Genomic DNA, 14516 nt, shown 5'->3' with positions numbered 1-14516 from the left:
CAAACCGCCGCGGTGGTCGGCCCAAAGCCCCCGGTGAGCAGGCCAGGCGAGGCGGCGCGAGGCACTGGAGCACGGGGTTGGGTTAGGCTCCGCGCGTGCTCCCGCTCGCTACTCCCACGCCCACGGCTTGGGTCGAGCTCGTGCTCGCCGAGTTCGACGCCTTCTTGCTCGACCACGCCGCGTGCGAGCGCAAGGCCTCGGCCACGGGCATGGCCTTCGTCGTGCGCTACCCCGATCGCCGCGAGCTGCTCGAGCCGATGATCGCGTTCGCGCGCGAGGAGCTCGAGCACTTTCATCAGGTCTACCGCTTGATCGAGGCCCGCGGGCTCACGCTGCGACCCGACGAGAAGGACCCCTACGTCGAGGGCCTGATCCGCTGGGTTCGCGGGGGCCGGGACGCGCGGCTGCTCGATCGCCTGGTCATGGGCGGCGTGGTCGAGGCCCGGGGCTGCGAGCGCTTCGGCATGGTCGCCGCGGCCTTGCCCGAGGGCGAGATCAAGGACTTCTACGCCGAGCTGACTCGCTCGGAGGCGCGCCACGTCGGGCTGTTTCATCGCCTCGCGCGGACGCTGTTCGAGCCCGCGCAGGTCGACGCCCGCGTCGCAGATCTGCTGAAGCTCGAGGCCAAGCTCGTCGCGGAGCTCCCCCTGCGCCCTGCTCTGCATTGAAAACGCCCCCCTCCAGGGCGCCTCGACGCCCGCCAGGACGAAGCCCGCACCTGTCGTCGTCGTCCACGTTGGCGTCGTCGCGCTCCGCGAAGCCCTCGGAGATCGCGGCGCGACTTGGGGTTGTCTTGCGAGCTGGGGGGTGCGCGTGGGGCGAGCGAGGTCGAGGTCTCAGCCAGATCGTCTTCGGCCTGGACACGCGGGCGAGCGGGCTCGACTCTGAAGCGACGTGTCGGTGACGAAGTACCTCGGGCGCTACGCGGAAGCAGAGGCCGGATGCGGCGAGCTCGAGCAGCTGTGTCGCCTTGGTCCCTGGGCTCATGCGGTGGTCATTCCGGCCCGGCGTGAAGGGGTCGAGTGTCTCGAGGCTGCGTCCGCGCCGGCCGGGCGGGGCTCGGTCTTGTGCGTGCTGGTTGTCAACGCCCCCGCGGGCTGCGACGCGAGCGAGGAGCTGCTCGAGCGCGTCGAGGCTCGAGCGCTGCGCTGGCGCGGCCCGGCAGGGCTGAGCCTGCACCGCGTCGGCGACCTCGATGTGTTGCTGGTCGATCGCTGCCGAGAGGAGCGCTCGTTTGGGCCCGAGGACGGGGTCGGGCTCGCGCGCAAGATCGGCGCGGATCTGGTCTTGCGGCTCCACGAGCTCGGCGCGCTGCGCTGGCCGTGGATCCACTCGACCGACGCCGACGCGCGGCTGCCCGCCGAGCACTTCGAGCGCGTCGCGGGGCTCGACGCGGCGGCCGTGGTCGCGCCCTTTTGGCACGTGCCCGGCGACGACGCCCGCGCCCACGAGGCCACCCTTCGCTATGAGCTGAGCCTGCGCTACTACGTCGCCGGGCTCCGCTTCGCCGGGTCGGGCTACGCCTTTCACACGATCGGGAGCTTGATCAGCGTGTCGTGCTCGGCCTACGCGGGGGTCCGCGGGTTCCCGCGACGAAAGGCGGGCGAGGATTTTTATCTCCTCAACAAGGTCGCCAAGCTCGGGCCCGTGCGCTCGGTCGGCGGCGCGCCGGTCGAGATCCGCTCGCGCCGATCTTCGCGGGCGCCCTTCGGCACCGGGCCCGCGGTCGAGGCCCTGCTCGCCGGCGAGGATCTGCGTGTGTACGACCCCCGGGTGTTCGAGACGCTGGCGCGGGTCCTGGCCGCGCACGGGTCGATCGGCCGCGGCGAGGTCGATGCGGGCCTCGGCGCGCTCGCGCAGCTGTGCGAGGAGTTCGAAGACATCCCACAACTGCACGAGGCGCTCGGGGCTGCACGCGCGCTCACCGATCGCTACCGGGCGGCGCAGCTCGAGCGACGCCTGCGCGAGTCCTTTGACGCGTTTCGCACGCTCAAGCTGATCCATGGCCTGACGGCGGCGCGCTGGCCCAAGCGAAGCTGGGCCGCCGCGATCGAGCGCGCGAGCTTCCTCGACGTTGGGGCAAAGCTGACGCTGGACGAGCAACGCCGGGCGCTGCGGGGGTTTTGAGCGTCCGTCTGAAGCCCGCGCCAAGCGCGACCCATGCCCCTGATCGCGAAGCTCATCCCAGCCCACCGAGCGAGAAACGAGCGACCGGCCGTGCGTGGCAGCGCCCCGGCCGGTCGTGGGGGGCAAATATTGTAGGCTCGCGCCTCGATGCCCGCGCTCCCGACCTGGCCCGCCAAGCTGCTGACCGCGCTGCTGCTCACCTGCGCCAGCGTCGGCGCGATCGGCAGCGCTGGCTGCGTGCGAGGGACGCTCGGCCGCCAAGCCGAGGTCCCGATGGGCAGCTGGCCCGCGTGGCAAGATCTCAGCCCGCTGATCGACGTCGCCAAGGCCCACGTCAACCAGTCGACCCTCGCGGCCATGAACGAGGCCCGCGAGCTCCTGCGCGAGGGCAAGGCCCAAAGCGCCGACAAGGCCCTGAGCGCGGCGGCGTCGGGCTCGGGTCGGCACTGGGTCGCGGTCGCGCGGGCCGACCTCGCCTCGATGTACTTCACGACCTGCATCCGCGGCGTGGCCTGGCGCCTGCCCGATGAGCCCGGGCCCCACGCGCGCACGGTCGACTACGACCCCGCGACCAAGGTCGCGCCCGGAGACCTCGCGGTCGAGGCCCTGCTGACCAACCTCGACGCCGCGATCGAGGCCGGCAAGAGCTCGCCGGCCCTCGCAACTCAGGCCCGGATCGCGCGGGTCCGGGTGACCGGGTTCGCGGCCTCGTGCCCGCCCAACCCCGAGGTCGCCAAGCGGGCCTCGGCGATCATGAACAGCGATCTCGCGGCCCTGGCCGCCGAGGCCCACCTGACCCCGGACCTCGCGTACATGTGGGCCAGCGTCCAGCTCCAGGCCTACTCGGGCGCGGCCGCCCGCCCCTTCCTGCACCAGGCGCTCGAGGGTGGCTTCGACGATCCCTCGGTCACCTACATCCTCGCGGCGATCGCCTACGAGGAGGGCCAGCTCGACGAGGCCGAGGAGCTGGCCGCGGACGCGGCCGGGCGCTACGAGGAGATCGGCGATCCGACCCAGCGGGCCCAGCTCGCGGCGCTGCGCGGTGAGATCGCGCTCTCGGCCAAGCGCCTCGACGCGGCCGAGGAGCACTTCACCCTCGCGCTCGATCTCCTGCCCAATCACACTGGGGCGATGCTCGGCGTGACGGCGCTCGAGCGTGAACGCAACGGCGCGATCGAGGCCGCCGAGCGACTCACGGAGCTGATCCGTCAGCTGACCCTCGGCGAGCAAGAGCTCGACGAGGTCCTGGCCCTGGCCATGGTCGACGATCTCGAGTCGCTGGTGATCGTGGCCAACGCTGGCACGATCGAGCTGGCCCAGATCACCCGCGACGCGCTCCTGTTCGAGATCGAGCTCGAGCCCGACCCCTTCCGCCGGGGCCTGCGCTACTTCTACGCGGCCGCGCTCGAGGTCCGGCTCGGCGACTACGACTCCGCCCGCGGCCACGCGGCCACGGCCGGGATCGAGTTCGACGAGACCTGGGTGCCGATCCCGGACAAGGCCGACCCCCGGGCCTTCCTCGATCGCCTGGCCGAGGCTTCGCCCTAGCACCCCGGGCTGCTAGAGCGGCTGGCAGAAGCGGGCCATGATCGTCTTGCGGCCGCTCCCGAAGCTCAGGGTCAGCTTCATCTGCGCCCCCGTCCCGCTCCACGAGACCACGGTCCCGACGCCGAACTTCGCGTGGCGGACCTGCATGCCGCGAAACACCTGCACGGTCTCGTCGGCGTCGTAGTCGATGCTCGGCTGGCCGCCGTCGTCGCCAGAGCGGCCGCGGCCGCGCCCGACCGCCGTCGTGCCCGAGAACTCGGGCTCGAGCTCGATGTCGTCGTCCCACCGCGACTCGCGCTTGCGCGGGGCGGACTCGAGCGCGCGACGTCGACGGCGGGCGGTCGCGAGGCCGTGGCGCGTGATCGCCTCTTCGGGCAGCTGGCGCAGGAATTGAGACGGCTCGTTTTGCTGGCTGTCGCCCCACAAAAAGCGCGACTGCACGTAGCTGAGCGCGAGCTTGCGCCGGGCCCGGGTCAGGGCGACGTAGACCAGCCTCCGCTCCTCTTCGAGCGCGAGCGGGTCGTCGCCCTTGAGCACGCGGATGTGGGGGAACACGCCCTCCTCCATGCCCGTGAGGATCACGCGATCGAACTCGAGGCCCTTGGCCGAGTGGATCGTCATCAAGGTGATCGCCTCGTCGACGCGCTGGTCGTCGCTGTCGGTCGCGAGCGAGATCTGCTCGAGGTACTCGGCGAGGCTGGCCTCGGGCTGCTCGGCCACGAACTGCTCGAGCGCGCCGATGAACTCGTTGAGGTTCTCGATCCGCGTGTCGCCGTCGGGCTCTTGCTCGAGCGACTCGACGTAGGCCGAGCGCTCGACGACGAGCGCGGCGATCTGGTCGTGGCTCAGCTTGTCGGCCTGGGCGAGCTCGCGGAGCTCTTCGACCAGCTCCCAGAACCCGCGCACGGCCCGCTGCGCGGCCTTGCCGAGGCCCGCGTCGGCGCCGTGCTTCGACGCGGTGCCGGTCGCCTCGTAGAGCGAGCTGCGGTTGCGCGCCGCCCAGCTCGACAGGCGCTCGATGGTCTTGGCCCCGATCCGCCGCGCGGGCACGTTGATAACCCGGAGGCAGTCGAGGTCCGAGCCCGGGTTGGTCAGCAGGCGCAGGTAGCTGACGAGATCCTTGATCTCGCGGCGGTCGTAGAAGCGGATCCCGCCGAGCATCCGGTAGCGGATCCCGTACATGCGCATGGCCTCTTCGAGGGGCCGCGACTGGGCGTGGGTCCGATAGAACACCGCGATCTGCGAGGGGCTCTCGCCCTCGTCGATCGCCCGCTGGACCGTGCGCGCGACGAAGCGCGCCTCGTCGCGCTCGTCGGCGAAGCCGTGGAGCTCGACGGCCTCGCCGGGCCCGAGCTCGCTCCACAGCTGCTTGTCGTGGCGCCGGGCGCCGTGGCGGATGACGGCGTTGGCGCAGTCGAGGATCAGCGCGGTGCTGCGGTAATTTTGCTCGAGCCGAATGACCTCGCAGCCGCGGTGGCGATCGGGGAAGCCGAGGATCTGGCCGACGTCGGCCCCGCGCCAGCCGTAGATCGCCTGGTCGTCGTCGCCGACCACGCACAGCTGCGCGTGCTCGCTGCACAGCAGATCCACGAGCTCGGCCTGGACCGGGTTGGTGTCCTGGTACTCGTCGACGACGACGTGGAAGAAGCGCCGCCGAAGACCGAGGACCGGGTCCACGGCGCGCGACTTGCCCGCGTTTTGGTCTGGGGCCCGGTCGGTGTGGAGCTTGACGGTGCGCCGAGGACCGCGCTCGGCCTCGGCGCCCGGCGTCGGTGTCGGCCCGGTCCCGGCCTCGCGCAGCAGCTTGACGGCGAGCGTGAGCAGATCGCCAAAGTCGGCCGCGTCGGCGGCCCGGAGCTGATCTTCGTAGAGCGCCCAGGCCCGGTCCGTCCAGGTGTGGATCGGCTCGCCGTAGCCCATCTCGGACAGGCGCTCGCGCCCGCGGCCGAGGTTCTTGGCGCTGTCGATCTTGCCGAGGGCGGCGCGGGCCGAGAACCCGACGGTGTCGATGTCGAGGGCCTTGAGGACCCGGTTCATCAGCTTCTTTTGATCGTCGGCGTCGTAGATCGCAAAGTTGCGGGTGAGCCCAACGGCCTCGCCGTGGCGGCGTAGGATCCTGGCGCAGATCGAGTGGAAGGTGCCGATCCACGGGCCGCTGCGGCGGAGCTCGTCGAGCTCGAGCCCGAGCAAGCCGGCGATCCGCTCGCGCATCTCGCTCGCGGCCTTGTTGGTGAAGGTCACGGCGAGGATCCGCCACGCGGGCACGCCCTCGTCGATCAGCGCGGCCACCCGGTGGGTGATGACTCGGGTCTTGCCGGTCCCGGCGCCCGCGAGCAGCAGCAGCGGCCCGCCGCGGTAGTCGACGCCGGCGCGCTGGGCGGGGTTGAGAGGCAGGACATCGGTCATGCGCGGCCGGTTATATCAGCAGCCCGCGCGCGAGCTGATAATGTCCGGGCGCGTGAGCGAGGGCCAAGGCGAAGCCAAGGGGCAGACGACCGCGCGCGCGCGCGCGGACGAGCCCCGCGCGGCTGCTCGCCTCGGTCCGTTGCCGCGCCCGCTCGCGCTGGTGATCTTGGGCGTGTGGGCCCTGGTCACGCTCGTGGCCCTGGTCCAGCTGATCCAGCTCGACCGCGCGTCGTCGCTGTGGTCCGGCGCGCTCGACTCGCTGGTCCCGGAGGTCCACCGCGCGAGCGAGGGGCGGCCGCTGGTCCTGCTGCGCGCGCTGCCCGACGGCCTCGAATCGGCCGACGGTCCGGGCGACGACGACCCCAGCGATCCGCGCACGATCCTCGACGAGGCCGCCTTTGCGATCGAAGAGGCGCTCGGCGAGGAGCGCGTGCCGCTGGCCCCACCGCGGACCGAGATCACCCGCTGGCTCGACGCCCACGCCCTCTACCTGCTCCCGATCGAGACCCACGACGCCCTCGCCGAGCGCCTGTCCGACGCGCGCATGCTCGCGGAGGTCCAGGGCCTCGACGCGCGGCTGACGAGCCCGCTGTTCTCGGTCTCCGGCGAGCAGCCACGCCGCGATCCCCTCGGCGTTCACGAGCTCGCCAAGGGCGAGGCCGGGCGGCTCGGGCACGTCGCCGAGGCCCCGGGCAGCCACGGGCCGCAGGTCAGCGCGAGCGGAGATCTGATCGCGGCCAGCGGGGACCGAGCCCTGATCGCGCTGCGCTCAGACCGGACCGCCAACGAGCTGCGCGCCGAGCTCGAGGCCGCCGTCGACGGCCTGCCGGTCAGCGTCGCGCTGATCGATCCTCGCCTGAGTGAGGCCGCGCTCGCGACCCAGCTCCGACGCGACGCGGCGACGGCGATCGTGGCCTGCTGCGCGGGGCTGATCCTGGCCCTGTCGATCGTCGTGCGCCGCGTGGTCCCGGTCCTGGTCATGGGCCTGGGTCTGGCCTCGGTCTGGGTCTGGCTGGCCTGGGCTGGCGTCGGTCTCGAGCTCGAGAGCCTCGGGGGTCTGGGCCTCGGAGGGCTGGGGCTGCCCTCGGTCGCGCTGAGCATTTTGGTGCTCGGCTTCGGCTGCGACGCGGGCTTGCGCGTCCACGAGCTCGGCGCCCGCGGCTGGGCCGGGACCCTCGTCGTCGCCGGGGCCCTGGCTCCGCTGGCCCTCTCGCCCTACCCGCTGTGGCAGCGCTGGGCCCTGTGGTGGGCCCTGGCCTGCCTGGCCGCGGCGCTGATCATGCGCCTGGTCGTGCCCGCGCTGGTCGAGCTGCTGCCGAGCTCCCCGGCGGACTCCGAGTGGCGGCGCCGAGGCCTCCGTCCCAAGCCGATCGCCGCGCTCGCGGTCCTGGTCTGCGTGGGGCTGAGCGCGGCCGGGGCCTGGGCGGCGCCGCAGCTGCCCTACCGCTCGGCGGCCCGGCTCCCGGTCACCGAGCTCGATCCGCACGAGCGCGAGCTGATCGAGCACTTCTTCGATCCCACGATGATCGTCACGGCGTCGACAACTCCAGCAGCCCCCGACGAGCAGACGAGCTTCGACACGCCCGCGGCCGCGGCCCTCGACGCGGCGGCCGAGACCGCGGCGCAGCTGGCCGTGCTCGTGCCCGACACCGCCCGCCGCGTGGACACCCCCGGGAGCTTCGTCCTGCCCCGCGCCGAGCTCGAGGCCCGCAAGCAGGCCCTGGCCAAGCTGAAGCTCGACGATCGGATGGCCGCGCTCCACGAGCTGCTCGTGGATCAGGGCCTGCGCGCCGAGGCCTTCGCCGAGTTCGTCCGCGGGGCCACGGACATCGAGGATCTGCCCAGCGCCCAGGCGGCCCTCGACGGTCCCCTCGGGCCGTGGATCAGCGCCTACCTCGTCGGCGAGGGCGAGGAGGTCGAGCTGCGCGCGCGCGTCGAGCTCCGCGGTCACGACGGGCTGCCCCGCGCGGCGCTGTCGGCCGCGCAACTGGCCGAGCTCCCGAGCCTGCGCGGGCCCGCGATCGCGGCGATGGTCGACGCGCGAGAATTCGACCGGCGCCTCGGGGTCGTCGTCGTCGCCGGGCTGTGGCTGACGGCCTTTTTGGTCTGGCTCGGGACCGGCAGCCTCGGGATCGCGCTCGCGGCCGCGCTGGTCGGGGTCGCGTGCGAGGGCGGGGTCCTGCTCGGGCTCTCGCTTCTCGGTCAAAGCACCGGCCCCCACCTGGTCCCGGCGCTCGTCCTCGTCGGCGCGGGCGCGGGGCTGACGGGGGCGCGCGCGTGTCGGATCGCGGCCCGGACCGAGGCTCAGGCCGGGACCGAGTCCGGGACCCAGTCCGGCCCGGGGACCCGCCCCCTGCTGCTCGGCGCGGCCTGTCCGATCATCGCCGCCGCCGCGCTCCTGAGCTCGGCCCAGCCGCTGTGGCGTGAGCTCGGCCTGGCGGTGGGGATCGGCGGCGTGCTCGGGTGTGGGCTCGGGCTGTTCGCCGCGCCGGGGCTGGCCTCGCTCTTCGCCAGGCTCCGACGCCCTGCCAAGCCGGAGGTGAGCTCGTGAACGCCAAGCTGTCTCGCCGCGCGCTGATCAGCTCGGGGGCCGCGGGCCTCGGGATCCTCGCGCTCGCGCTGACCGGGCGAGCCGCACCCGCCGCGCCCGTGGACCGCGCCGCGCGACGGCTCGCCAATCGCCTCGAGCTGTGGCGAACCTTCGCCAGCAAGTCGCACAACCTGCTCGCGCGCTACACCTCAACCCGCACGTCCCCGCTCCTGGTCGAGGAGCTGGTCGAGTCGGGCTCGCTGGCCTTCGTGGCCCCGGGAACGCTGGTCCTGCGCGACGACGGCGTGACCGGCTCGACGACGCGGATCGAGCCTGGCGCCGTCGCGATCGTGCCCAACGATCCCTCGCTCCCCCGCCGCGCGCTGCCGCAACGCGACGAGGCCCCGGCCCTGCGCTGGCTCGCCGACCACCTCGTGGCCTGCCTCGCGCCCGGAGACGGCGCTGCCCTGACCGCCGACGCCCGGGTCGAGGTCCCCCGCGGGAGCACGCCGCGGCTGAGCCTGATGCCCCCGCGCGACTCGGCCGCGCGGGCGCTGATCCGCAGCGTGACCCTGACCTTCGACCAGGTCGGAGGGGCGGTGATCCGGATCGAGATCGCCGAGTCGGACGGCGGCAGCTTCACGCTGAAGATCTCGGACCACCGTCAGGAGGTCGAACCCGAGATGCTCGCGCGGGTCCTGCAGTAGGTGGTCTGGATGATCGCGCGGCGCGGCGATGGTACTCATGGTCCATGACTCGCCCTTGCTCGACGACCCGCTGTCTTGATCATCTCGGCCTCGCAGGCTTGTCTTGCGCCGCCGTGCTCATGCTCGGGGCTTGCAACCCCGACAGCGGCGCCCCCGCGGCCGACGGCACTGACACGAGCGGCGACGGCGACGGCGACACCGGCGACGGAGATGGCGACACCGGCGACGGCGACGGAGACACGGGTGACGGCGACGGCGACCCCGGCGACGGCGACGGCGACGGTGACACGGGCGACGGCGACTGCAGCGAGGAGGGCTGCATGTGCGACCCCTCGATGGAAGCTCAGTGCGACCCGGGCCTGTACTGCAGCAACATCGACGGCACCTGCACGGCGCCGACCTGCGGCAACGACAACCTCGAGCCGATGGAGCAGTGCGAGGACAACAACATGGTCGACGGCGACGGCTGCGACAACGACTGCACCTTCACCGAGATCCTCTACATCGACGCCTCCTACCAGAACACCTGCGCGCTGATCGAGGGCGGCCGCGTGCGCTGCTGGGGCCGCAATTCGTCCGGGCAGCTCGGCTACGGCCACACCGACGACATCGGCGACGACGAGACCCCGGCCGAGGCGGGCGACGTGATGCTGCCCGAGCCCGGCGTCGAGCTGACCATGGGCGACTCGCACTCGTGCATCCTCATGGAAGACATGGCCGTGCGCTGCTGGGGCACGGGCGGCAACGGACGCCTCGGCTACGGCAACACCGAGAACATCGGTGACGACGAGTTCCCGCTCTCGATCGCCGACATCGTGGTCGGCGGCGCCACGCTCGAGGTCGACGCGGGCGGATCGCACACCTGCGCACGCCTCGACAACGGCAAGCTGCGCTGCTGGGGCTCCAACGCCAGCGGCCAGCTCGGCTACGGCAACTCCGAGAACATCGGGGACGACGAGCATCCCGCGTCCGCCGGGGACGTCCCCGTCGGCGGCGCTGTCGTCGCTTTGGCCACCGGCATCAACCACAGCTGCGCGATCCTGGCCAACGGCACGATGCGCTGCTGGGGCAGCGGCTTCAACGGCCAGCTCGGCTACGGCAACACCTCGAGCATCGGCAGCATGAACACGCCGCAGCAGGTCGGCGCCGTCCCGTCCGTGCCCATGGGCCTCGACCCCGCGACCAAGGTCGAGGCGCTGGCGCTCGGGCTCAGCCTCAGCTGCGCGCTGTTCGAGACCGGCGACGTGCTGTGCTGGGGCACTGGCATCTCGGGCGCGCTCGGCCAGGGCAGCCCCGAGAACATCGGCGACAACGAGCTCCCGTCGAGCCGGCCGCCGATCTCGCTGCCCGAGCCGGCGATCGCGATCACGACCGGCGACTCGCACGTGTGCGCGCTGTTCGAGAGCCGCGACGCCCTGTGCTGGGGCGCCAACAACTACGGCCAGCTCGGGGCCGCGATCGACGAGAACATCGGCGACGACGAGCTCCCGAGCATGCTCGATCCGCTCCTGGTCGGCGGCCCGATCAAGCAGATCGACGGCGGCGGGGATCACACCTGCGCGATCATGGCCGACACCAACGAGGTGTTCTGCTGGGGCCGCAACTCGTCCGGGCAGCTCGGCTACGGCCACACCGACGACATCGGCGACGACGAGTCGCTGATCTCGGCCGGGCCCGTGCAGCTGTTGTAGACCGCCGACAGCAAATGACCCCTGGCCAAAAGGACGGGGTCACCGAAACACGACGAAGCTCGGATAACCCACAGGCGCATCCGGCGAAGCGAGCGCGATTCACGATGGCGGTCGTTCGCCGGGCTCATGAACGCGCGGTGATCTGATCGGATAATCACGGCGGCGTGGCTGCGAGGCGTCGATCGCTCGCGCTCGCGCGGGTACACTGGCGCCTCTACTACCGCGGCTGAATCGCCGATTCAGCCGGATTTATCGCCATGCCTTTCATGACCTTCGTCCATTCGCTTCGTCCCACCCTGCTCAGCGTCGGCGCCCTGGCCTGCTGCTCCGTCTTCGCCTGCGCGGGCGGAGAGATCGGGGGCACCTTCGGAACCAGCGACGAGACCATGGGCGATGGCGACTCTGGCGACGGAGACGGCGACACCGGCGACGGAGACGGCGACACCGGCGACGGCGACGGCGACGGCGACGGCGACGAGCCCTGTACCTCGATCGGCTGCGAGTGCGACGACTCCGACGGAAGCTGCGACATGGGCCTCGCGTGCATCGAGGGTATCTGCGAGTCGGCGACCTGCGGCAACGGGATCACCGAGGCGCCGGCCGAAGAGTGCGACGACCTCAACGACTTCGAGGGCGACGGCTGCGACAACGACTGCACGTACACGGAGTTCCTCGCCGTCGAGGCCGGCGCCTCCCACACCTGCGCGCTCATCGAGTCTGGCCGGGTCCGCTGCTGGGGGCTCAACAACACCGGGCAGCTCGGCTACGGCAACCTCGACAACATCGGCGACAACGAGCCGGCCTCGACCCCCGGCGACGTCGTCCTCGGTGAGAAGGCGGTCGAGATCAGCGTCGGCGGCGCGCACTCCTGCGCCTTCCTCGAGGACAAGACCGTGCGCTGCTGGGGCGAGGGCGAGTTGGGTCAGCTCGGCCAGGGCAACGCCGAGGACATCGGCGACGACGAGTTCCCCTTCTCGGTCAGCCCGGTCAGCATCAACGCCGAGGTGCTCAGCGTCCACGCGGGCGGCAGCCACACCTGCGCGCTGGTCGGGTCCGGGACCGTGCGCTGCTGGGGTCTCAACAGCAGCGGTCAGCTCGGCTACGGCAACGTGACCAACCTGACGATCCCGCTGACCGTCGATCTCAGCCTCGACGGCACCGCGACCGCGATCGCTGCGGGCTCCAACCACAACTGCGCGCTGCTCGACGACGGCAAGGTCCGCTGCTGGGGCCTCAACAACCGCGGCCAGCTCGGCTACGGCAACACCGAGAGCATCGGCGACGACGAGACCCCCGCGTCCGTGGTCCCGGTCCCGATCCTGCCTCAGGGCATCCCCGACGGCACGCTCATCACCCAGATCGCCCTCGGCGACGAGCACAGCTGCGTGCTCTACGAGACCGGCGACCTGCTGTGCTGGGGCGACAATTTCCACGGTCAGCTCGGCCAGGGCTCGACGACGACCGTCGGCGACAACGAGACCCTCGCGACCCTGTTCCCGATCGACCTCGGCGGCGACGCCCAGGCCCTGACCCTCGGCAAGCAGCACACCTGCGCGCTGATGAGCGACGGCGGCGTCAAGTGCTGGGGCCGCAACCTCTACGGCCAGCTCGGGCGCGGCGACATCGCCCACATCGGCGACGACGAGGTCCCGGCCGACGTCAGCAACATCGACCTCGGCGGCACGGCCACGTGGATCAGCGCCGGCGACTATCACACCTGCGCGGTCGTCGACCGCCACGAGATCGTCTGCTGGGGCTTCAACGACTACGGGCAGCTCGGCTACGGCGACACCCTCGCGCGCGGCGACGACGAGACCCCCGCCCAGGTTGGCGGCATCCCCTTGTTGTAGTTGTTGTAGGGTCCCGGCCCCATCTGCTCTTGCACCTTGGACTCCTTGCCATGCCCAATTCCTTGCACCCCGCCCCCGCGTCCTCTCGCGTCGTCACGCTCTTGACCGCCGCGCTGCTCCTGAGCGGCTGCGGAGGCGGTGACAACCCCGCCGACGACATGGGCTCCGAGACCATGGCAACCGGCGAGACCATGGGCGACGGCGACGGCAACACAGGCGACGGCGACACGGGTGACGGCGACACAGGCGACGGCGACGGCGACGGTGACCCCGCCTGCGGCGACCCCGGCTGCACGTGCGACGGCGACACCTGCAACGCCGGCCTGGCCTGCGTCGACGGGACCTGCCAGGAGACCAACTGCGGCGACGGCGAGGTCCAGGGCAACGAGGAGTGCGAAGACGGCAACGAGATCGACGGCGACGGCTGCGACAACGACTGCACCTTCACGAGGGTCGCCCGGGTCGAGGCCGGTCAGCACCACACCTGCGCGCTGATCGACGGCGGCGCGATCGTGTGCTGGGGCCGCGGCGAGTACGGCCAGCTCGGCTATGGCAACCCCAACCGTGTCGGCGACGACGAGCTACCCAGCGACGTCGGCCCGGTCCCGCTCGCGCTCTCGGTCGTCGAGCTCGAGCTCGGCAGCCAGCACAGCTGCGCGATCCTCGAAGACGGCGGCCTCCGCTGCTGGGGCCTCAACGGTCGCGGCCAGCTCGGCAACGGCACGACCAACAACATCGGCGACGACGAGTCGATCGAGAACCTCGCGCCCGTGAGCGTGCCGCCGGTCATCGAGGTCAAGGCCGGCAGGCGCCACACCTGCGCCCGCGTCGGCAACGGCGAGCTTCGTTGCTGGGGCGCCAACGACCACGGCCAGCTCGGCTACGGCAACACCATGGACATGGTCCCCGTGCTCGAGATGCTGCTGCCCGGGGAGTCCGTCAGCGTCGGCGGGGTGACCTCGAGGCTCGCGATCGGCATCTGGCACAGCTGCGTCAACTTCGTCGATGGCGGCGTCCGCTGCTGGGGCCTCAACGACAGCGGCCAGCTCGGCTACGGCAACCTCGACAACATCGGCGACGACGAGCTGCCCGACAGCGTCGGGCTCGTCCAGATCATCCCGCCCGCGCTGCCGGCCAACACCGAGGTCGTCTCGGTCTCGCTCGGCGGCAACCATGGCTGCGCGCTGCTCGGCGGCGGCGAGCTGATGTGCTGGGGCGCGAACGACTTGGGCCAGCTCGGCTACGGCGACCTCAACAACGTCGGCGACGACGACCTGCCCTCATCCCGCGTGCCCGTCGACATCGGCGGCCCCGCGGTCGAGGTCGTGTGCGGGACCAACCACACCTGCGCGCGGCGCGACGACAACGAGGTCCTGTGCTGGGGCGACAACTCGGTCGGCCAGCTCGGGCTCGGCAACACCGAGAACATCGGTGACGACGAGCTGCCCGTGGTCGCCGGGCCAGTCCAGCTCGGTGGGGTTGCGATCCAGCTCAGCGCGGGCAGCAACCACACCTGCGCGCTCACGAGCGAGGCCGAGGTCCGCTGCTGGGGCCAGAACAACTACAGCCAGCTCGGGCTCGGGAGCTCGGTCACGGTCGGCGACAACGAGACGCCATCCGAGGTCAACCCCGTCTCGGTGTTCTAGCAGCCCGGGGT

9 protein-coding genes are annotated in these 14516 nt (G+C 71.7%); 8 read left to right on the top strand and 1 reads right to left on the bottom strand.

The window, feature by feature from the left end:
• Positions 1-95: 95 nt before the first annotated feature.
• From ENSA5_RS03695 to ENSA5_RS03685, 3 genes are all read left to right on the top strand, one after another.
• Positions 96-668 carry a MiaE family protein gene (locus tag ENSA5_RS03695; RefSeq protein ID WP_106390165.1) on the top strand — a complete coding sequence of 191 codons (573 nt, stop codon included), beginning with the start codon at positions 96-98 and terminating at the stop codon, positions 666-668.
• Positions 669-894: 226 nt separating this feature from the next.
• Positions 895-2127, top strand: a complete 1233-nt coding sequence (locus ENSA5_RS03690) for a hypothetical protein (RefSeq protein WP_106390164.1) — start codon at positions 895-897, stop codon at positions 2125-2127.
• A gap of 147 nt (positions 2128-2274) precedes the next feature.
• Positions 2275-3675 (top strand): tetratricopeptide repeat protein, encoded by a 1401-nt coding sequence (locus ENSA5_RS03685; protein ID WP_106390163.1) that lies wholly within the window; start codon positions 2275-2277, stop codon positions 3673-3675.
• 12 nt (positions 3676-3687) lie between these two features.
• On the opposite strand, the gene ENSA5_RS03680 is transcribed toward ENSA5_RS03685, so the two are convergent.
• Positions 3688-6081, bottom strand: coding sequence for an ATP-dependent helicase (locus ENSA5_RS03680; protein WP_106390162.1), 2394 nt, complete (start codon positions 6079-6081; stop codon positions 3688-3690).
• A 52-nt stretch (positions 6082-6133) separates the two neighbouring features.
• On the opposite strand from ENSA5_RS03680, the gene ENSA5_RS36965 reads away from it, so the two are divergent.
• The 5 genes from ENSA5_RS36965 to ENSA5_RS03635 all read left to right on the top strand — a co-directional run bounded on the left by ENSA5_RS36965 (position 6134) and on the right by ENSA5_RS03635 (position 14505).
• Complete coding sequence (locus ENSA5_RS36965; RefSeq protein WP_181197339.1) at positions 6134-8632, top strand: hypothetical protein; 2499 nt, start codon at positions 6134-6136, stop codon at positions 8630-8632.
• Positions 8629-9318, top strand: a complete 690-nt coding sequence (locus ENSA5_RS03660; RefSeq protein ID WP_106390158.1) for a hypothetical protein — start codon at positions 8629-8631, stop codon at positions 9316-9318. The genes ENSA5_RS36965 and ENSA5_RS03660 overlap by 4 nt, the downstream gene beginning before the upstream one ends.
• A gap of 119 nt (positions 9319-9437) precedes the next feature.
• On the top strand, positions 9438-11009 hold the full coding sequence (locus ENSA5_RS03650) for an RCC1 domain-containing protein (protein WP_258182723.1): 1572 nt from the start codon (positions 9438-9440) through the stop codon (positions 11007-11009).
• Positions 11010-11275: 266 nt separating this feature from the next.
• A complete protein-coding gene (locus ENSA5_RS03640) occupies positions 11276-12859 on the top strand; it encodes an RCC1 domain-containing protein (protein WP_181197337.1) in 1584 nt (527 codons plus the stop codon).
• 50 nt (positions 12860-12909) lie between these two features.
• A complete protein-coding gene (locus tag ENSA5_RS03635; RefSeq protein WP_106390154.1) occupies positions 12910-14505 on the top strand; it encodes an RCC1 domain-containing protein in 1596 nt (531 codons plus the stop codon).
• Positions 14506-14516 lie beyond the last annotated feature (11 nt).

Origin of the sequence: Enhygromyxa salina (assembly GCF_002994615.1) — a bacterium.
GTDB lineage: Bacteria > Myxococcota_A > Polyangia > Nannocystales > Nannocystaceae > Plesiocystis > Plesiocystis salina_A.
Note: the sequence above shows the minus strand (reverse complement) of the source record. Positions and strands in the feature narration are given on the sequence as shown.

What these genes read in the sequence shown, in the direction of transcription:
- ENSA5_RS03685 (WP_106390163.1), top strand. Translation starts at nt 2,275, where the DNA reads ATGCCCGCGCTCCCGACCTGGCCCGCCAAGCTGCTGACCGCGCTGCTG.
- ENSA5_RS03680 (WP_106390162.1), bottom strand. Translation starts at nt 6,081, where the DNA reads ATGACCGATGTCCTGCCTCTCAACCCCGCCCAGCGCGCCGGCGTCGAC.
- ENSA5_RS03650 (WP_258182723.1), top strand. Translation starts at nt 9,438, where the DNA reads ATGCTCGGGGCTTGCAACCCCGACAGCGGCGCCCCCGCGGCCGACGGC.
- ENSA5_RS03640 (WP_181197337.1), top strand. Translation starts at nt 11,276, where the DNA reads ATGACCTTCGTCCATTCGCTTCGTCCCACCCTGCTCAGCGTCGGCGCC.
- ENSA5_RS03635 (WP_106390154.1), top strand. Translation starts at nt 12,910, where the DNA reads ATGCCCAATTCCTTGCACCCCGCCCCCGCGTCCTCTCGCGTCGTCACG.